The sequence below is a fragment of the Pseudomonas sp. BS3767 genome, assembly GCF_900099665.1.
In the GTDB taxonomy this organism is placed as follows: Bacteria; Pseudomonadota; Gammaproteobacteria; order Pseudomonadales; family Pseudomonadaceae; genus Aquipseudomonas; species Aquipseudomonas cerasi.
The window spans coordinates 498,044-520,508 of the sequence record NZ_FNCX01000001.1 but is presented as its reverse complement, the minus strand read 5'-3'; the positions used below and the strand labels follow the sequence as shown (position 1 = coordinate 520,508).

Sequence of the window (22,465 nt, the reverse complement as noted above, 5' to 3'; positions counted from 1 at the left end):
AATGTGTTGAGGATTGACCCGGCGATCAACCGCCGGGCTTGAAGAAACGAGGTTATTGACGGGGTAGCCACCAGTTCGCCAGATGCTGTACATGCTGCGCCTTGAGGATGGTGAAATGGTTGCCCGGCCCACGCCAGATAGTGAGATCCGGGGCACACCGGCGCCAGCCGCTGACCATCGCCTGTTGTTCGCGCTGATTGCCCGCCGCATCCAGCACCGGGTCGTCAGCCAGCACCAGACGCACCGGTCCGGTGTAGATCTGCGACGGTTGATAACGCGTGCGCAACGCCGTACCGAAGGCCCGCGCAGGCCCACGCATCGCGTCCGGCGACGAACGCTGCGGCAGCATCCCTGCCCGCACCATTCCGGCATGCAACAAGCGCATCTGGCCGATATCGTCCTGGGCCCTGAAGGCCGTACGATCGATGCCCAGCGACTTGCCCGCAGCCAGCTCCATGGTCTCGATCAAACGTTCCAGTACGCCTATCGCGGTGTAAGGTTTGCCCACCACGCCGTTGCCGCCCGGCGACTCGCTGTCGATCAGTGTCAGCGAAGCCACTTCCCTGCCGCTTGCCGTCAGGCGCGTGGCCATTTCAAAGGCCACCCAGCCGCCGAACGAATGACCGAGCAGATGCACCGGCCCTTCGGGATGAGTGCTGTCGAGTGCTTGCAGATACGCCTCGGCGGCGGTTTCCACCAGGCTGTAAGGCACCGTGCGGCCATCCAGCCCGCGTGGTTGCAGCCCGTGGATTGGCCAGTGCGGCCCAAGGGCATCGGCCAGGCTGATGAAGCCGGTCACACTGTCCCCTGCCCCCGGTACACAGAAAATTGGCGCGTGATCGCGACGTCCGCCCTGAATCGTCAGCAACGGCCGGTGGGCGCTTTCGGCCCCCCGCGAAGGATCGGGCAGATCAGCCAACGCCTGGCTGATCGCCTGACCCAGGCCCTCGATATGCGGCGGCTTCATCATGCTCAAGTGATCGCCCGCGACCTTGATACTGCGCAACTGAGCGACTGGCAGGACGCTATCCCAACCCAAGTAACCGCTGTGTTTCTGCGAGTTGGGTTCCCACTCGATGGCGGTAAACAAGTGCAGCGGCACGCTGTTGGGATAAACCGTGTAATTGGCCTGCGCATGACCGTGAGCCACCTCTCGGTCTAGGTACTGCCAAAGATCCTCGGTCGTGTAGGTTTCCAGCTCCGGAGGCAGCGCACCCTGCTCACGACAGTGTTGCAGGAGCCCTGCGAAATCAAAGGTCTGCCGGTTTGCACGCACTCGCTCAAGGGCCTCCAGGGCCTGCGTGCATTCGCCTCGTGCTCTCCAGAACTGCTCGCAGTGTTCCAGCAGGTGCTGACGGTGGGCGGTCTGCAGGTCCCAGCGTTCGCGACCCTGATCCACCAGGCGCGGCATGTAGGTGTCGAGCAGGCCGATAAACTCCACCTCCTCGTCCATACCCTCCAGCTGGATGGCGATTTCGTAGGCCAGAAGCCCACCGAACGACCAGCCCGCCAAGCGATAAGGTCCGTGCGGCTGAACGCTGCGCATCGCACTCAACAAGCGTGTTGCCAGGCATTCCATGGTCTGCAGCTGCTCCTGACCGAGGGGGATGCCGCTCAACCCGTAGACCGGAATATCGCTATCGATGTGCACCGCCAGCGCAGGGAAATGCACGTCCTGGCCAGTGAACTCATGAACCAGGAACAGCGGACGCTGACTACCGGTGGTACGCACCGGCACCAGTTGTTCATGAAGCTGCGGTGCAGCCTCTTTGCTGCCGCTGTCCAGCAGGCCCGCCAGGTCCGCGACGCTGGCGTGCTGGAAAACGTCGGCCAGAGACACCGACAAACCACTCTGTACCAGTTGGTTGACCAGTCGCACTGCCATCAGCGAGTGACCTCCGAGATTGAAGAAGCTGTCATAACGGCCCACCTGTTGTAATTCAAGTACTTGCGCCCAGGCTTTCGCCAGACGAATCTCCAACTCCCCTACCGGGGCTTCAAACGCATGGCTCGGGAACTGATCCGCCGTTGGTGCTGGCAGCGCCTGGACATCCACCTTGCCATTGAGCGTGAGCGGCAAATCTGGCAGGCAGATGAAGACGCTCGGGACCATGTATTCCGGCAATCCGGCGCTCAGTTGCGCACGCAAGGCCTCCTGCTCGGGTGCTTCAACGCCCGCATGCACGGTGTAATACGCCACCAGCCGCGTGTCACCCGGGCTGTCTTCGCGCGCCACGACCACGGAGTTGCGTACGCCATCGCACCCATGCAGGCTGCTTTCGACTTCCCCAAGCTCGACCCGGAAGCCGCGGACCTTCACCTGACCATCATTACGCGCCAGGTATTCGAGGTTGCCGTCCGGCAACCAGCGCGCCAGGTCGCCGGTGCGATAGAGCCGCGCCCCCGCCTGCTGACTGAACGGGTCGTCGCTGAAGCGTTCAGCAGTGAGTTCCGCGCGATTCAGGTAGCCAAGCGCGACGCCGACACCGCCGATATAGATCTCGCCAACGCTGCCCATCGGCACCGGCTCGCCGCACGCGTCGAGCAGATAGATGCGCACGTTGGCGTTGGGTTTGCCGATTGGCAGGCTCAGGGTGCCCGGCTGCACATCGAACACTTCGTAACGAGTAGCGCACGTCGTGCCCTCGGTCGGGCCGTAGCCGTTGAACAGGCGCACTTGAGACGAATGCTCACGTACCCGGCGGAACGACGCCGGATCCGCCCGTTCGCCACCGCACTCCAGCATGCGCAAGCCTGCCAGCGCTTCGGGAATCAACCCGGCATACAGGTTGAACAAGGCGGTCGAACTGAACATCACCGTCACTGCATGGCGTTTGAGCAAGGCGGCAAAGGCTGTCGGCTCAAGCAACACTGAAGGCTCGACGATTATCGACTGACCGCCATTGAGCAAGGCACCCCAGATTTCCGGGCTGCTGGCGTCGAACGCCGGGTTGGAAGAAAACGCCACGCGGTCATCGGCACGGAAGTCATAGTTGTCCCGCACCAGCCGCACAATGCCGTTGTGGGTGACAATCACGCCCTTGGGCATGCCGGTGGAACCGGAGGTGTAGATGATGCACGCCGGAGTCTCGCCTGCGACCTCATCTGCAAGCGTGACTGGCCCCTGGTGAGCCACTGATAGGTCCAGGGTGTCCAGATCGAGTCGCGGCGTCGTTTCAGGTGCCGTCAGCTCGCTGCGGGTCAGCAACATGAGTGCTTCGCTGTCCTCGAGCATGAAGCGCACACGCTCCTCGGGGGCCAGGCGATCCAGCGCCAGGTAAGCCGCGCCACACTTGAGCGTGGCCAGCATACCGGTCAATAGCTCCACCGAACGATCCAGCAGGATCGCCACTCGGGTTCCCGCTTTCACGCCGTGTTGGCGCAAGTGCTGAGCCAGGGTGTTGGCGCGGCTGTCGAGCTCGGCGTAGGTCAGCGTCTGCTCACCCTGACGGGCCGCAAGCGCCTGAGGTCGAGACGCTGCATGCGCCTCGAAAAGGCGATGCATCAGCTGACCCTGAGGGTAAGCACGTTCGGTTGCATTAAGACCGCTCAACAGGTGCTCGCGCTCGACCGCATCCACCAATGGTACGTGCTCCAGGATGCGGTGCTCATTGGCGACCATCGCTTCCAGCAAGCGCTGGAAATAGCCCAGGTAACGGACCATGGTGCTTTCGTCGAACAGCGCCGTAGCGTATTCCAGCGTGCCGACCAATTGATCGCCGACCTCGGTCATGTCCAGCACCAGGTCGAACTTGGCCGTGTGGTCGTTCACCGCCACGCCTTGCAGGTTCATATTGCCCAGCGCCAGATCGGACGTTTCGTTGTTCTGCCAGGACAACATGGCCTGGAAGATCGGGCTGTGGGACAGGCTGCGTTGCGGGCGAACCACCTCGACCACCTGTTCGAACGGCAGGTCCTGATGGGTCTGCGCTGCCAGCGTTTGGCGCTTGACCTGCTGCATCAACGCTTCGACGCTGGGTGCGCCGGAGAGATCGACGCGTATCGCCAGGGTGTTGACGAAGAACCCGATCAGGTCCTCCACCTCGGCACGCAGGCGGTTGGCTACTGGTGTACCGATCACCACATCATCCTGACCTGCCAGACGCCCCAGCAGCGAGGCCCATGCAACCATCACGGTCATGAACAAAGTGCTGCCATGCCGCTGGCTCAGGGCCTTGAGGCCACGGGTCAGCTCTGCATCGAGCACCAGACCGCGTATGTTGCCGCTGTAGTCCTGTTGTGCCGGGCGTGGCCGGTCGGTCGGCAAGGTCAGCAACGCTGGCGCACCGCCCAGGGTCTGCTGCCAGTACTGGCGCTGTTGCTGCAGCACGTCGCCGCTCAGCCAGTTGCGCTGCCACACCGCATAGTCGGCGTATTGCACCGGCAACGCGGGCAACGGATCTTCGGCGCCGGCACTGAACGCGGCATAGAGTGCACCCAGTTCTTGAGTCAGCACATCCGCAGACCAGCCGTCGGAGACGATATGGTGCATCGTCACCAGCAACACATGATCGTCGTCGGCCATGCGCACCAGGCGTCCGCGTACCAGCGGGCCGTTGAGCAGATCAAAGCCTTCGTTGGCCTCTTCAGCGGTGATGGCGAGCAGTTGCTCTTCAGCATCCGCCTGCCCGGTCAGCACCTGCAGTTGCAGGCTGAAACCGATATCGGCCGGGGCGATGCGCTGTACCGGATCCTGGTCCTGATCCTGCACAAAGGTCGTACGCAGGACTTCGTGGCGCGCCACGATACGGTCCAGCGCACGTTTCAGGGCAGATTTATCCAGAGCGCCACGTACACGTAGCCCAGCCGGAATATGGTACGCCGCGCTGCCGCCTTCCAGCTGTGCGAGGAACCACAGACGCTGCTGGGAAAACGACAGCGGCAAGGCCTGATCACGGGACACCGGCACAATAGGTGGCTGAACGCTGCCTTTGGCTTCGGCGAGTATCCGTGCCATGGCGGCGAGTTCAGGCTGGGCGAAGATATCCGCCAGGCCCAGCTCGACGCTCAAGTGCTGGCGCACCTGGGAAATAAGACGCATCGCCAGCAGCGAGTGCCCGCCCAGTTCGAAGAACTGGTCATGACGGCCCACCTGTTCCAGATTGAGCAGGCTCTGCCAGATCTGCGCCAGCGCCAGCTCGGTGTCGCCTTGCGGTTCCACATGTTCGCGGCTGGCAAAGGCCTCGGCTTGCGGAGCCGGCAAGGCGCTGCGGTCAAGCTTGCGGTTCGGCGTCAACGGCAAGGCATCGAGGATCACGAACGCGCTCGGCAGCATGTATTCAGCCAGTTGCGGCGCCAGTTCGGTACGCAGGCTGGCGGCCGTCAGGTGCATATCCGGCTGCGCGACTACGTAGGCCACCAGACGTTTGTCTCCCGGATTATCTTCCCGAGCGATCACCACCGCTTCCTTGACCCCGGCGCAGTTGCCCAGGCGTGCTTCGATTTCGCCCAGTTCGATACGGAAACCGCGCACCTTGACCTGGAAGTCATTACGGCCCAGGTATTCGATACGGCCGTCGGCCATGTAGCGTGCCAGGTCACCGGTTTTGTACATCCTGGCCTCAGGGTTTTCGCTGAACGGATCCGCGAGGAAACGCTCGGCATTAACCTCGGCAAGGTTCAGGTAACCCCGCGCTACCCCGTCGCCCCCGATGAAAATCTCACCGGCCACGCCATACGGTACTGGCTGCTGATGGGCGTCGAGCAGGTAGATTCGGGTGTTGGCCATCGGCTTGCCGATAGTCGCGTTGCCGCTGCCTTCGCTGCCGGTCACGGCGTCATGGCTGACGTAGGCGGCGGTGCAGGACACTGTCGCTTCGGTTGGGCCGTACGTGTTGATCAGGCGGGTATGCGCCGGGCGCACCTCGTCCCAGAGTCTGAGTTTCTGCGCGGACAGTGCGTCACCCGTGACATTGATCAGACGCACTTGTTGCAGGCGCTGAGCCGCCACCTCCGGTTGCTTGTGCCATTCGGCTACCAGCGTGTGCCAGTGCGCAGCGGTCAAGTGCAGTACGGTCGGTTGAATGCCGTAAGTTTGAGTCCCTTCGCTGCCGAAGATCTCGCGACTTGGCGCCAGAGTGGCGCCAGCCAGCAGCGCCGGGAAGATCTCCTCCACCGAGAGGTCGAAGTTCAGGGTGTTCTGCTGCAGCACAGTGTCAGCCGGAGACAGGCCGAACAGGCGTGCAGCATCAACGCTGTAGTTGACCAGACCGCGATGTTCGATCATCACCCCCTTCGGATTGCCGGTGGAACCTGATGTGTAGATCACATACGCCAGATTGCGCACGCCGAGGGCTTCCACCACCGGGTTGTCGTCACGCTCGGTAAAGGTGTTGCGCTGATCGTCGTCGAGCAACACCAGTGGCAAAGCAAGCGTCGGCAGGCGTTTCTGCAGATCACGCTGGGTCAGCAATGCCGTTGGCTGGCTGTCGTTGATCATGTAGGCCAGGCGCTCGGCCGGATACGCCGGGTCCAGCGGCACATAAGCCGCTCCTGCCTTGAGCACACCGAGCAGGCCGATCATCATTTCCACGCCACGCTCGACGCAGATCGCCACTCGATCATCCGGGCCAATGCCCAGGCCGATCAGGTGATGGGCCAGACGGTTAGCCTGACGGTTCAGTTCGGCATAGCTCAAGCGCTGCGCCTGGAAGGCCACGGCGATGGCGTCGGGCTGTGCCTGGACCTTTTCTTCGAACAGCTGATGAATCGTGCAGTCCTGCGGGTAAGGCACATTGTTAGCGTTAAGCTCGACCAGCAGATGCTGGCGTTCCACCGCATCGAGCAACGGTACCTGTTCCAGCAACTGGCGGTCGTCGGCGACCATGGCTTCCAGCAAGCGTTGGAAGTAGCCCAGGTAGCGCTGCATGGTGCGTTCGTCGAACAGTGCCGTGGCGTATTCCAGCGTGCCGATCAATTGATCGCCAACCTCGGTCATGTCCAGTGTCAGGTCGAACTTGGCCGTATGGCCTGCCACCGCGACGCCCTGCAGGGCCATGTCGCCAAGCGCCAGGTCGGACGCTTCGTTGTTCTGCCACGACAACATGGCCTGGAAGATCGGGCTGTGGGACAGGCTGCGTTGTGGGCGAACCACCTCGACCACCTGTTCGAACGGCAGGTCCTGATTCGCTTGGGCGGCCAGGGTCTGCTGTTTGACCTGCTGCAACAGGTTTTGCACGCTCGGTGTCCCCGAGAGGTCGACGCGCACGGCCAGGGTGTTGACGAAGAACCCGATCAGGTCCTCAACTTCGGCGCGCATGCGGTTGGCCACCGGCGTACCGATGACCACGTCGTCCTGACCGGCCAGACGTCCCAGCAGCGCCGCCCATGCGGCCATGACCGTCATGAACAGGCTGCTGCCATGCCGCTGGCTCAGGGCCTTGAGGCCGCGGGTCAGGTCGGCGTCGAGTACCAGCCCGAGCAACTTGCCACTGTAGTCCTGTTGCGCCGGCCGTGGCCGGTCGCTCGGCAAGGTCAGCAAGGACGGCGCACCGGCCAGAGTCTGCTGCCAGTACTGGCGTTGCTGTTGCAGTACGTCGCCGCTCAGCCAGTTGCGCTGCCACACGGCATAGTCGGCGTATTGCACCGGCAACGCGGGCAACGGATCTTCGGCACCGGCACTGAACGCGGCATAGAGCAGGCCCAGTTCACGGGTCAATACATCTGCGGAGCAGCCGTCAGAGACGATGTGGTGCATGGTCACCAGCAACACATGGTCGTCATCGGCCAGGCATACCAAGCGTCCGCGCACCAGCGGGCCATTGAGCAGATCAAAGCCCTCTTCGGCCTCTTCTTTGGCGATGGCGAGCAATTGTTGTTCTGCATCGGCCTGCCCTGTCAGCACCTGAAGTTGCAGGCTGAAACCGATATCGGCCGGGGCGATGCGCTGCAGCGGATCCTGGTCCTGCTCCTGTACAAAGGTCGTACGCAACGCCTCGTGGCGCGCAACGATGCGGTCCAGCGCTCGTTTCAATGCGTCCTGATCGAGGCTGCCGCGCAGACGCAGACCGGCTGGAATGTGATAAGCCGCACTGCCACCGTCCAGCTGTGCAAGGAACCACAGGCGTTGTTGGGCAAACGACAGCGGCAAAGCCTGATCGCGAGATACCGGCACGATGGGCTGCTGGCTGCTGCCGGCAGCGTGCGCCACTACCTCAGCCAGTGCAGCTAGCTCCGGCTGGGCGAAGATGTCCGCCAGGCTCAGCTCGACGCCCATGCGCTGACGCACCTGGGAAATCAGACGCATCGCCAGCAGCGAGTGCCCACCCAGCTCGAAGAAGTGGTCATGACGCCCTACTGCTTCCAGGTTGAGCAGGTTCTGCCAGATCTGCGCCAGGGCTTTTTCGCTGGTGCCTTGCGGGGCGACATGTTGACGACTGGCAAAAGCATCGTCCGCCGGGGCCGGCAAGGCCTTGCGATCGAGTTTACGGTTAGGTGTCAGCGGCAGTGCATCGAGCAGCACGAACGCGCTCGGCAGCATGTATTCGGCCAGTTGCGGTGCCAGCTCGGCGCGCAGTCTGGCGACATCCAGACTCGCTTGTGGCTGGGCGATCACGTAGGCCACGAGACGTTTTTCACCGGGATTGTCCTCCCGAGCGATCACCACCGCTTCCTTGACCCCTTTGCAATTGCCGAGACGGGCTTCGATTTCGCCCAGTTCGATACGGAAACCGCGCACCTTGACCTGGAAGTCGTTACGGCCCAGGTATTCGATACGGCCGTCGGCCATGTAGCGCGCCAGGTCGCCAGTTTTGTACATTCTGGCATCAGGGCTGTTGCTGAACGGATCCGCGAGGAAACGCTCTGCGTTGACCTCGGCAAGGTTCAGGTAACCCCGCGCTACCCCGTCGCCACCGATGAAAATCTCACCGGCCACGCCATACGGTACTGGCTGCTGGTGGGCATCAAGCAGGTAGATGCGCGTGTTGGCCATCGGTTTGCCGATGGTCGCGTTGCCGCTGCCTTCGCTGCCAGCCACGGCGTCATGGCTGACGTAAGCCGCAGTGCAAGACACCGTCGCCTCGGTTGGCCCGTAGGTGTTGATCAGGCGCGTATGTGCTGGGCGCACCTCGTCCCAGAGCTTCAGTTTCTGTGCCGACAATGCGTCACCGGTGACGTTGATCATGCGCACTTCGGCCAGGCGTTGTTCAGCAGCCTGCGGCTGGTTGTGCCATTCGGCGACCAGCGTGTGCCAATGGGCAGCGGTCAAGTGCAGGACGGTCGGGTAAATGCCGTGATTTTCAGTGCCTTCACTGCCGAAGATCTCGCGGCTTGGCGCCAGGGTTGCACCGGCCAGGAGTGCCGGGAAGATCTCCTCCACCGAAAGGTCGAAGTTAAGAGTGTTCTGTTGCAGCACGGTGTCGCTCTGTGACAGGCCAAACAGGCGTGCCGCATCGACGCTGTAGTTGACCAGACCGCGATGCTCGATCATCACCCCCTTCGGATTACCAGTGGAACCCGAGGTGTAGATCACATACGCCAGGTTGCGCACGCTGAGAGTCGGTACGACCGGGTTGTCATCACACTCGGTGAAACCCTGGCAATGCTCGTCGTCGAGCAATACCAGCGGCATGGACAGTGCTGGCAAACGCTCCTGCAGGCCGCGCTGGGTGAGCAACGCCGATGGCTGGCTATCGTTGATCATGTACGCCAGACGCTCGGCCGGATACGCCGGGTCCAACGGCACATAGGCGGCGCCGGCTTTGAGCACACCGAGCAGCCCGACTATCATTTTCACCCCACGTTCGACGCAGATCGCCACCCGATCATCCGGGCCGATGCCCATGCCGATCAGGTGATGAGCCAGGCGGTTGGCCTGACGGTTCAGTTCGGCATAGCTCAAGCGTTGTGCCTGGAAGGCCACGGCAATGGCGTCGGGCTGGGCCTGGACCTTTTCTTCGAATAGCTGATGAATCGTGGCTTCTTGCGGGTAAGGCACGTCGGTAGCGTTGAGGTCGACCAGCAGATGCTTGCGTTCCACCGTATCGAGCAGTGGCACCTGTTCCAGTACCTGGCGATCATCGGCGACCATGGCGTGCAGCAAACGCTGCAAGTACCCCAGATAACGCGCGATGGTGCTTTCGTCGAACAACGCAGTGGCGTATTCCAGCGAACCGAACAGTTGGCCCTGGGCTTCGCCGATGTCCAGCGAGAGATCGAACTTGGACAGCGTATGGCCCGCGCTCAGGCTTTCCAGTTGCAGATCGCCGAGGGAGAAATCCCCGTCGCCCATGTCCTGCCAGCTGAGCATGGCCTGGAACACCGGGCTGTGCGACAGGCTGCGCACCGGCTTGATCACTTCCACCACCTGCTCGAACGGCAGGTCCTGATGGTCCTGGGCGCCTAAGGTGTTGATCTTGACCTGCGCCAGCAGCGTCTCTGCCGTGGGCTTGTCGCTGAGGTCGACGCGGATCGCCAGGGTATTGACGAACAGGCCCACCAATCCTTCGACTTCACTGCGTGTACGGTTGGCCACCGGCGTGCCGATGACCACGTCGTCCTGACCGGCCAGACGTCCCAACAGCGCAGCCCAGGCGGCCATTACAGTCATGAACAGGGTGCTGCCGTGACGTTGGCTCAAGGCCTTGAGGCCGCGAGTCAGGTCCTGGTCGAAAACGATGGGCAGCACCGCGCCGGCATAGTCCTGCTGCGCCGGACGCACCCGGTCGGTGGGCAGCATCAGCAGCGCCGGAGCATCTGCCAGGGTTTGCTGCCAGTAGTCGCTTTGTTGCTGTAGCAAATCGCCGCTCAACCAGCGACGCTGCCACACCGCGTAGTCCAGGTAGTGCAGCGTCAGAGGCGTCAGCGGGTCGTCCTGGCCCTGACTGAATGCCGCATAGAGCGCGGCCAGTTCACGGGTCAGCACGCCAATCGACCAGCCATCGGAAACGATGTGGTGCATGGTCAGCAGCAGGACGTGATGGTCCTCGGCCATACGGATCAGACGACCACGGATCAACGGGCCCTGTTCCAGATCGAAGCTTTGCAGCGACTCTTCGCTGGCCAGTGCCTGAAGCTTCTCTTTGGCATCCACCAGCCCTTGCAGATCATGCAGCTGCAGGTTGAAGCCGGCATCTGACGGGCTGATCCGTTGCAATGGCTGTTCGTCATCGCCCTGAATGAAGGTGGTGCGCAAGCCCTCATGGCGCGCGACGATGCGCTCCAGGGCCCGTTGCATCGCCGTACGGTCCAGCTCGCCATGCAGGCTCAGGCCGATAGGCATGTGGTAGGCCGCGCTGGCGCCTTCCATCTGGGCCAGGAACCACAGACGTTGCTGGCCGAACGACAGTGGCCAGGCCTGATCGCGTGCCACCGGCACGATATCCGGCAGGATGCTGCGTCCGGCTTGGGCGATGGCCAGCGCCAGAGCGCTCAGTTCCGGGCGGGCAAACAGCGCCGCCAGGCTCAGCTCGACGCCCAACTGTTGGCGAATCTGCGAAATCAAACGCATGGCCAGCAACGAATGGCCGCCCAGCTCGAAGAACTGGTCGTGACGGCTGATGCGTTCAACCTTAAGCAAGTCGCTCCAGATTCCCGCCAGCAGGGTTTCGGTTTCGCCTTGGGGAGCTTCATAACCACGACGGATCAGCGCATCGGTGTCCGGTGCGGGCAAGGCCTTGCGGTCCAGCTTGCCGTTCGGCGTCAGCGGCAGTGCGTCGAGCAGCACATAGGCCACCGGGATCATATGCGCCGGTAATTGCTCCTGCAGCCAGGCGCGAAGGCTGTCGATATCTACCGAAGCATGCCCTGCGCTCAGGGTGTAATAAGCCACCAGACGCTTGTCGCCCGGCACATCTTCGCGAGCCGTCACAACCGCTTCGTGGACCGCCGGGTGTTTGGCCAGACGCGCATCGATCTCGCCCAGTTCGATACGGAAGCCACGGATCTTCACCTGATCATCGTTACGGCCCAGGTATTCGATATTGCCGTCTGGCAAGTAGCGCCCCAGGTCGCCCGTGCGGTACATGCGTGCTGCTGGTTGCTGGCTGAACGGGTCGTTGAGGAAGCGCTCGGCAGTGAGGTCGTCACGGTTCAGGTAGCCCCGCGCCACACCGGCGCCGCCGATGTAGATCTCGCCCACAACACCCAGGGGGACGGGCTGTTGCTGTTGGTCCAGCAGGTAAAACTGCGTATTGCCAACCGGTTTGCCGATGTGTGGAGCGAAGCCGTCTTCACGATCCATGGCCACCCAGCTTGAATAGGTGGTGGTTTCAGACGGGCCATAGAGGTTGCACAGGCGCTGCACGCCAGTCTTCTCGAACAGCGATTCCACCAGGCTACGCTTGAGCGCTTCACCGGCCACGTTCACCGTGTGAACCGTTGCCGGCAGACCGTCAACGTCCAGTAGTGCTTTCAGCGCCGACGGTACCGTGTTGATCAGGCCGATATCGTGCTCGCCGTGTTGCAGTTCCAGCACGTTTTTGACGACTTCGATGCTGCCGCCCGAGGTCAGTGGCGCAAAGCACTCGTAGACGGCGAGGTCGAAGTTCAGCGAGGTGGAGAAGAGTGTTTTTTCCAGTGTCGAACCGTCAAAAACCGTGTGTGCCCAGCTCAGGAAGTTCACGGTGTTACGGTGTTCGATCATCACGCCTTTCGGCAAGCCGGTCGAACCCGAGGTGTAGATCAGGTAGGCCAGGTGCGCCGAAGTCAGCCCCGGCACCTGCGGATTCTGGACGGATTCGCCCTGCCAATCGCTCAGATCAAGATTGATCACAGGCACCGAAACGTCGGCCAGCAAGCCCTGAGTAGCGGTGTGAGCCAGCACGGCTGCCGGAGCGCTGTCCTGCAACATGTACGCAATACGTTCCGCTGGATAAGCCGGGTCGAGCGGCACGTAGCCACCACCCGCCTTGAGAATCGCCAGCAAACCGACGACCATTTCCGCGCCGCGTTCTACACAGATTCCGACGCGAGAATCTGGCTGAACACCCCGCTCGCGCAAAGCATGTGCCAGGCGGTTGGCCTGCTCGTTAAGCTCGCGGTACGTCAGGCGCTGTTCGCCGTGCACCACTGCCAGTGCTTCCGGTGTGCGCTTGGCTTGCGCTTCGAATAAGCCATGAATGGTCTGTTCGTGCGGGTAATCCAGAGCGGTGTCGTTGAACTGCACCAGCACCTGCTCACGCTCGTCGACTGGCAGGGTCGGCAGGCTGTCGAGGGCCAGGGACGGTGACTGCTCAAGTGCATCCGCCAGATGCTCCAGCACGGTCTGCATGTAACCGCAGACCCGTTTGGCACCGACTTCGCTGCTGACCTGTACGGTCAGACTGAACCCGTTACCCACGTCGTCCACGTTCAGGGTCAACGGGTAGTTGGTGTGGTCCTTGGCGCCAAAGGACTCGATCCCTTCCCAGGCAGTGGCGGTTTCTGCCGAAACATCGTTCACGCCGCTGTGCCGGTAGTTGAGCAGCGCGCTGAACAGTGGTGTCGGTGCCGCCACGCCGCTGCAACGCTGGGCGAGTACCAGCGGTGCGTGTTCATGGCCCAGCAACGCCGTCAGTTGCCTGTGCGTAGCTTTCAGTCCCTCGACCACCGTGGTCGCGCCGACATCGACGCGCAGCGGCAAGGTGTTGATAAACATGCCCAACGCACGGTCGGCACCCTCGCCGGCCTGCATACGGCCTAGCAGTACGGTGCCGAACACGACCTGGTCACGGGCCGAGACACTGCCGAGCACCCGCGCCCACGCAAGGTGCATAAGGCTCGCGGCGCTGACGCCTGCTTGCCGGGCCTGAGCCCGCAAACGCAGGTCCAGTTCAGCGGGCAGGATCACGCTCGCCTCTTCGAGGTCACGACCACCGTCCTGCACATCCTGCAAACCGAATGGCAGCGTTGGCTCGTCGATATCGCTGAGCATATCGCGGAAGAAGGCTTCGTGCTGTGCCTCGCTGACACCCAGGCGAGCCTGGGCTACGTAGTTGCGATACGGCACGCTCTGACCCAGAGCAGCGTGCTGACCGAGCAGGTGCGCCTGAAGTTCACGCAACACCACGTACAGCGAGGTGGCGTCGTTGACCAGGTGATGGAACAGCAGCATCGCCAGCCAGCGATCGTTGAGCGGATCATGGCTAAAGACAATCTGCATCAAGGGCGCTTGGCGTACGTCGAGGCGGTAATGCCGAGGATCGAAGCGCTCGTGCAACTGCTCGTCCAGCGGGCCGTCAGCCGGGTCTAGGTCCACCTCGGTGACGTGCATTTCAGCCTGACGCAGCACCACTTGCAGCGGTTCTTCGAGACCCTCCCACAGCACAGCGGTGCGCAGGATATCGTGACGATTGATTACCCCTTGCAAGGCGTGGCTGAAATCGTCCAGTCGTGCGCGGTCGCGCAGACTGAACAGCGCTTTCAGGGTATACGGGTCGCCCTGCTCGGCACTGATGTGGTGATAGAGAATGCCTGCCTGCAAAGGTGCCAGCGGGTAAATGTCCTGCACGTTAGCGGCACCGCCGGGCACATGCTTCACGACGCGGTCGATCTGCGCCTGAGTCAGGCTGATCAGTGGCAGCAGGTCCGGTGTGATGTGTTCGCAGCGTTCCGGGATCAGATTGGCCGGCACCACGACTTCCGTGCCACCACCGACCGCTGCCGCCAGTGCGGCTAGCGTAGGCTGGCTGAACAGCACGCGTACATCGGCACTCAGGCCGACTTGACGCATGCGTTCGATCAATTTGACTGCAAGCAGCGAGTGGCCACCCAGTTCGAAGAAGTGATCATGGCGACCGACCTGCCCGACCTTGAGCACGTCAGCCCAGATCGACGCCAGCAGGGTCTCAACCTCGCCCTGAGGTGCTTCATAACCACGACTGATGAGCGATTGCGCATCCGGCATTGGCAGGGCCTTGCGGTCGAGCTTGCCGTTGGCGGTCAGAGGCAGCGCATCGAGCTGCACGTAGGCCGCGGGCACCATGTACTCCGGCAACAGGCCTTGCAGATGGCTACGCAGATGTTCGATGTCGACAGGCTGCTGCGCTGTGACATACGCCACCAGACGCTTGTCGCCAGGTGTGTCCTGACGGCAAAGCACCACGGCCTCGAGAACATCCGGATGTTCGGCCAGGCGCGCTTCGATCTCACCCAATTCAACACGGAAACCACGGATTTTCACTTGATCGTCATTGCGACCCAGGTATTCCAGGTTACCGTCGGCACGCCAGCGCACCAGATCGCCGGTGCGGTACATCAGTGCATGTTCAGAAGGGCTGAATGGGTCGACGACAAACTGCGTGGCGCTCAATTTGACACGATTCAAATAGCCCTTGGCAACGCCCTGCCCACCGATGTACAGCTCGCCGGGCACGCCCAATGGCACCGGTTGGCCTTGGCCATCGAGCACATACAGGCGGCTGTTGCCCACGGGCTTGCCAATAGGAATCGAGCCATTGCCGACCGACGTGATTTCGTAGGTCGCGGAGAAGGTTGTGGCTTCGGTCGGACCATAGCCGTTGAGCAGATACTGTGGAGGACTGTTGGCCAGCACCCGGCTAATAACGGCAGGGTCCAGCACATCGCCGCCGACAATCAGGTAGCGCAGGCGCGAAAAGGCCTCGCCCAGCCCTGAAGCGTATTGATGGAAAAGTCCTGCGGTCATCCACAGCACGTTTACCGATTGCTCCAGCAACAGGCGCTGGAAATCGCGCGGGGACAGCAAGTCGTTCTGCCCGATCACCACCACGCAACCGCCATTGAGCAACGGTGCCCAAACGTCAAGCGTGCTGGCATCAAACGCAGGATTTGAAGCGAAAGCTACGCGATCCTGTGCATTGAAATCGGCGTAACCGTTGTTGATCACCAGCCGGCTGATGGCCCTATGCGGCACCAGCACACCTTTCGGCGTGCCGGTGGAGCCTGAGGTGTACATGATGTAAGCGACGCTTTCGCTGGACTGCGGCAATGCCAGGTCGGTGCCTTTAAAGTTCTCTACTTTCAGGCCATCGAGGTCAACACGCTGCGCAGCGGTTGTCAGCGATACCTGGCTGTGGGTCAGCAGAACACGCGCCTGACTGTCTTCGATCATGAACGTCTGACGTTCGACCGGTGCATTGATGTCCAGCGGTACGTACACCGCCGCGCACTTGAGCACCGCCAGCTGACTGGCGAGCAGGTCATGGCTGCGCTCCAGCAGGATCGCCACACAGTCACCTGGCTGCACGCCAAGGCCCAACAGATGCCGCGCAAGACGATTGGCGCGGGTGTTGAGCTCGGCATAGCTCACGGCAACGCCATCGTGGATCGCCGCGCAAGCTTCAGGGCACGCACGCACCTGGGCTTCGAACAGGCCGTGCACGGTCTGCTGCTGTGGGTAGTCCAGCGCGGTGTCGTTGAACGCCACCAGCAGTTGCTGCCGTTCGGTTTCCGGCACCACCGGCAGGTCGCACACCGCTGAGTCCGGCGCGGATTCAAGGGCTTCGGCCAGATGGCTCAAGACGGTCTGCATATAGTCGCAGATGCGCCGCGCATCGATACCGGCCACCGCCTGTACATTCAGGCCGAAGCCCGCACCCATATCATCGACGTTCAGAATCAGCGGGTAGTTGGTGCGTTCTTCACTGCTCAGGGCATGGATACCCTGCCAGGACTGCACGGCCTGATCGGATACACTGCCAACCGCACTGTGGCGGTAGTTGAGCAGCGCACTGAACAATGGCAGCGGCGCGGCCACCGCGCTGCAACGCTGGGCCAATACCAAAGGCGCATGCTCATGACCGAGCAAACCGGTCAACCGGGTGTGGGTCTGACGCACCGCCTGGCGTACCGCGCAGGTGTCGATATCGACGCGCAGCGGCAAGGTGTTGATAAACATCCCCAGCGAACGCTCGGCTCCCTCGCCGCCTTGCATCCGGCCCATCAGGACGGTGCCGAACACCACGTCCTGCCTGCCTGAAACCTTGCTCAAGACCTGCGCCCAGGCCAGGTGTGCCAGGCTGGCAACGCTTACTCCAAGCTGCCGGGCCTGGGCCCGCAGGCGCAGGTCCAGTTGAGGCTCGAGGACCAGGGTGTGCTCTTCAATATCACGACCGTCACCCTGCACATTCATCAGGCCGAACGGCAAGGTCGGCTCTTCGATGTCGCCGAGCATGTCGCGGAAGAATGCTTCGTGATCCGCTTCGCTCACCCCCAGACGCGCCTGAGCCACATAGTTGCGGTACGGCACCGGGCTGCCCAGTTGTGCCGCCTGCCCCATCAAGCTGGTCTGGATTTCGTGTTTCACTACCTCCAGCGCCACATGATCCAGGGCCATGTGGTGGAACAGCAGCATCGCGCAAAACCGCTGATTGAGCGGGTCTTCGGCGTAAGCCACGCGCATCAAGGGGGCCTGGCCGATGTCCAGACGGTAGTGGCGCGGGTCGAAACGGCTGTGCAGTTGCTCTGCGATATCACCGTTTGCCGGATCCAGTTCAAGCGCTTCAAGGTGCAACTGCGCCTGACGCCAGACCACCTGCACCGGCGAGTCGAGACCTTGCCACACCACGCTGGTGCGCAGGATGTCGTGACGATCGATGACCAACTGCAACGCTTCGGCAAATGCATCCAGGCGCTGGCGGTCATCAAATGCGAACCGGGTCTGCAAGACATAGGGGTCGCCCTGCTCCGCAGCGATGTGGTGATAGAGAATGCCTTCCTGCAGCGGCGCCAACGGGTAAATATCCTGCACATTGGCCACGCCGCCCGGCACGCCTGCGACCACCTGATCGATCTGCGCCTGGGTCAGGTCGGCCAGCGGCAGCAGGTCCGGAGTGATGTATTCACAGTGTTCATCAATCAGGTTGGCGGGCACTATCACTTCCGTACCAGCACCGACTGCCGCTGCCAGTGCAGCCAGCGTCGGCTGACCGAACAGCACGCGCACGTCCGAGCTCAAGCCCGACTGACGCATACGTCCGATCAGGCTGACGGCCAGCAGCGAATGACCGCCCAACTCGAAGAAGTTGTCGTGTCGACCGACCTGGGCAACGCCCAGCAGGTCTTGCCATATGGCCGCGATCTGCGTTTCGGTTTCGCCTTGTGGGGCTTCATAACCACGGCTGATCAGTGCACCGGCTTCCGGTGCTGGCAGGGCCTTGCGGTCCAGCTTGCCATTCGGGGTCAGTGGCAGTGCATCGAGCAGCACATAGGCCACCGGAATCATGTAGGCCGGCAATTGTTCCTGCAGCCAGCCGCGCAGGCTGTCGATGTCTACAGAAGCCTGCCCTGCGCTCAGTGTGTAATAAGCCACCAGACGCTTGTCACCCGGAACATCTTCGCGGGCAGCCACCACTGCTTCATGAATGGCTGGGTGTTTGGCCAAGCGTGCATCGATCTCGCCCAGCTCGATGCGGAAGCCGCGGATTTTCACCTGATCGTCGTTACGACCCAGGTACTGGATATTGCCATCCGCCAGATAGCGACCCAGGTCGCCGGTGCGGTACATGCGTGCCGCTGGGTTTTGGCTGAACGGGTCTTTGAGGAAGCGTTCGGCAGTGAGGTCGTCACGGTTCAGGTAGCCACGAGCCACACCGGCACCGCCGATGTAGATTTCACCCGCAACACCGAGTGGCACGGGCTGTAGCTGTTCGTCCAGCAGATAAAACTGTGTATTGCCAACCGGTTTGCCGATGTGCGCAGCGAAGCCGTCTTCGCGATCCATCGCCACCCAGCTTGAGTACGTGGTTGTTTCAGATGGGCCATACAGGTTGCACAGGCGCTGCACGCCAGTCTTCTCGAACAGCGACTCAACCAGGCTGCGCTTCAGCGCTTCACCGGCCACGTTTACGGTGTGGACCGATTTCGGCAGACCATCGACGTCCAGCAGTGCTTTAAGCGCCGACGGCACAGTGTTGATCAGGCCGATATCGTGCTCGCCGTGTTGCAGTTCAAGGACGTTTTTGACGACTTCGATGCTGGCGCCCGACGTCAGCGGCGCGAAGCACTCGTAGACGGCGAGGTCGAAGTTCAGCGAGGTGGAGAACAGCGTTTTTTCCAGTGCACAGCCGTCGAACGCCTTATGCGCCCAGCTCAGGAAGTTCACGGTGTTGCGGTGTTCGATCATCACGCCTTTCGGCAAGCCGGTCGAACCCGAGGTGTAGATCAGGTAGGCCAGGTGCGCGGAAGTCAGCCCAGGCACCTGCGGATTCTGGACGGACTGGTCCTGCCAATCGCTCAGATCAAGATTGATCACCGGTACCGAAACGTCGGTCAGTAACGCTTCTGTCGCCGACTGTACCAGCACGGCAGCAGGCGTGCTGTCCTGCAGCATGTAAGCAATACGCTCTGCCGGATAAGCCGGGTCCAGTGGCACGTAACCACCGCCCGCCTTGAGGATCGCCAGCAAACCGACGACCATTTCCGCGCTGCGCTCTACACAGATCCCGACTCTGGAATCCGGCTGCACACCCTGCTTGCGCAAGGTATGCGCCAGGCGGTTGGCCTGCTCGTTAAGCTCGCGGTACGTCAGGCGCTGTTCGCCATGGACGACTGCCAGCGCTTCAGGTGTGCGCTCGACCTGTGCTTCGAACAGCCCATGAATGGTCTGTTCGTGCGGGCAATCCAGCGCCGTGTCGTTGAACCCCACCAGCAACTGCTCGCGCTCGACAGCTGGCAGGATAGACAAACCTTGCAACGACGTTTCTGGCGTCTGCTCCAGCGCCGTCAACAGGTTTTCCAGCGCCGTGTGCATGTAGCCGCACACACGTTGCGCGCCGATTGACGAAACCACCAACGCCGTCAGGCTGAACCCTTCGCCCAGATCGTCGACGTTCAAGGTCAGTGGGTAGTTGGTGCGTTCTTCGCCGCTGAGGACCGCAATGCCCTGCCAGGCCTGCATGGCCTGGTCGGACACACTGCCGACCCCGCTATGGCGGTAGTTGAGCAATGCGCTGAACAAGGGCGCCGGCGCGGCAACCCCGCTGCAACGCTGGGCCAACGCCAGTGAGGCATGTTCGTGACCGAGCAAGGCAGTCAGGCGTTTATGAGTGGCCTTGACCCCATCACGCACGCCCTGCTCGCCCACCGAAACCCGCAGCGGCAAGGTGTTGATGAACATCCCCAAAGCCCGCTCGGTTCCTTCGCCACCTTGCATCCGGCCCATCAGGACGGTGCCGAACACCACATCCTGCCTGTTTGACACCTTGCCCAACACCTGAGCCCAGGCCAGGTGCACCAGACTTGCGGCACTCACTCCTTGTTGTCGGGCCTGAGCACGAAGGCGCAGGCTCATCTGAGGGGCCAGCGCCAGGCTGGCTTCCTCGATGTCACGACCTTCACCCTGCACATCCATCAGGCCGAACGGCAGGGTCGGCTCGTCGATATCGCCGAGCATGTCGCGGAAAAACGCTTCGTGATCGGCCTGGCTGACACCCAAGCGTGCCTGGGCTACATAGTTGCGATACGGCACGGGTACCGACGCCGCCAAAGTGTCGGCCTCGCCCGCCAGCCATGCCTGCATTTCATGCTTCACCACTTCCAGCGCTACGTGGTCCAGGGCCATGTGATGGAACAGCAGCATCGCGCAGATGCGCTGGTTGAGCGGGTCTTCGGCGTAGGCCACGCGCATCAAAGGTGCCTGGCCGATGTCCAGCCGGTAGTGACGCGGATCAAAGCGGCGGTGCAGTTGTGCACCGATATCGCCGTCTTCCGGATCGAGCTCAAGTGCGTCAAGGTGCAACTGTGCCTGACGCCAGACCACTTGCACCGGCGAGTCCAGACCGTCCCATACCACGCTGGTGCGCAGAATGTCGTGGCGATCAATGACCATCTGCAAGGCCTGAACGAAGGCGTTCAGACGCTCGCTGTCAGCGAACGCGAACTGGGTCTGGAGCACATAGGGGTCGCCGATTTCGGCGGCCAGGTGGTGATAAAGAATGCCTGATTGCAACGGCGCCAGCGGGTAGATGTCCTGCACATTGGCCACACCGCCCGGCACGGTGGCTACGACTTGATCGATCTGCGCCTGAGTCAGGTCGGCCAGTGGCAGCAGCTCAGGCGTAATGCGTTGGCAGTCCTTGGTGATCAGGTTGGCTGGCACTACGATCTCGGTGCCACCGCCCACGGCTGCGGCCAGTGCAGCCAGGGTGGGCTGGCTGAACAGCACGCGCACATCGGCGCTCAGGCCCAACTGGCGCATACGGCCGGTCAGACTCACCGCCAGCAGCGAATGGCCGCCGAGTTCGAAGAAGTGGTCGTGACGACCGACCTGCTCGACGCCCAGCAGGTCTTGCCAGATTACCGCGATCTGCTCCTCGATTTCGCCTTGCGGTGCTTCGTAGCCACGGCTGATCAGCGCATCACCGCCCGGTGCTGGCAGCGCCTTGCGATCAAGCTTGCCGTTGGACGTCAGCGGCATGGCCTCGAGCAGTACATAAATGGCCGGAACCATGTATTCAGGCAACTGTTGCTGCAGGTGACTGCGCAGGGTGTCGATATCGACAGCAGTGTGCTCGGCAGACTGCGTGTAGTAAGCCACCAGACGTTTGTCATCGGGTATGTCTTCGCGAGCGGTGACCACCGCTTCGTGGACTGCCGGGTGTCTGGCCAAAGCGGCCTCGACTTCACCGATTTCGATGCGTAAGCCGCGGATCTTCACCTGAAAGTCATTACGGCCCAGGTATTCCAATGCGCCATTGGCCAGCCAGCGACCCATGTCGCCGGTTTTGTACAGGCGTGCCTGCGGGTCGCTGGAAAACGGGTCGGCGATGAAACGCTCGGCACTCAGCTCCGGCAGGTTCAGGTAACCCCGCGCCACGCCGATGCCGCCAATGTGCAGTTCACCGGCCACGCCCATTGGTTGCAGCTGGCCCAAGGCATCCAGCACGTGCATCTGAATGTTGGCAATCGGACGGCCGATGGGCACGCTGTCGCCCGGATCCGTCGGGCGGCATTCCCAGGCGGTAACGTCGATGGCCGCTTCAGTCGGGCCATAGAGGTTGTGCAGTTCAACGCCCTTCAGGTGTTGCTCGAAGCGGCGCTGCAACGCACGCGGCAAGGCCTCGCCGCTGCACAGCACGCGGCGCAGTTGCGGGAAGTCGCGGGTCGAGCGGTGTTCCAGAAACACATCGAGCATCGAGGGCACAAAGTGCAGCAGGGTAATGCCCGCGTCAGTCATTACCTGCGCCAGGTAGTCCGGCTCCTGATGGCCACCGGGACGTGCCATGACCAGTTCGGCACCGGCGAGCAGCGGCAGGAAAAACTCCCAGACCGATACGTCGAAACCGAAGGGAGTCTTTTGCAGCACGCGATCCTGACTGTTCACTTGATAGGCGTCACGAGCCCAGAGCAGGCGGTTGACCACGCCCAGGTGTTCGTTCATCACGCCTTTGGGCTGACCAGTGGAACCCGAGGTGTACAGCACGTAGGCCAGGTGATTCGGCTTCAGGCCCAATGCCTTGGCATCCGGGTTGTTGATCGGCTGTAAGGCAAGCCGGGCGCTTTCATCGTGGCCATCGAGCACCAGCGCCGTAACGCTAAGGGCTGGCAGACTTGCAAGCAGATCCTGGCA

1 protein-coding gene (only partly in view) is annotated in these 22,465 nt (G+C 62.1%); it reads right to left on the bottom strand.

Annotated elements, in window-relative coordinates:
- Positions 1 to 52: 52 nt before the first annotated feature.
- On the bottom strand, positions 53 to 22,465 hold the 3' portion of the coding sequence (gene sypC / locus BLR16_RS01665) for a syringopeptin non-ribosomal peptide synthetase SypC (RefSeq protein ID WP_092194062.1). It continues 18,165 nt past the right edge of the window; the window shows 22,413 of its 40,578 coding nt (coding positions 18,166-40,578); its start codon lies off the right edge, out of view; its stop codon occupies positions 53 to 55.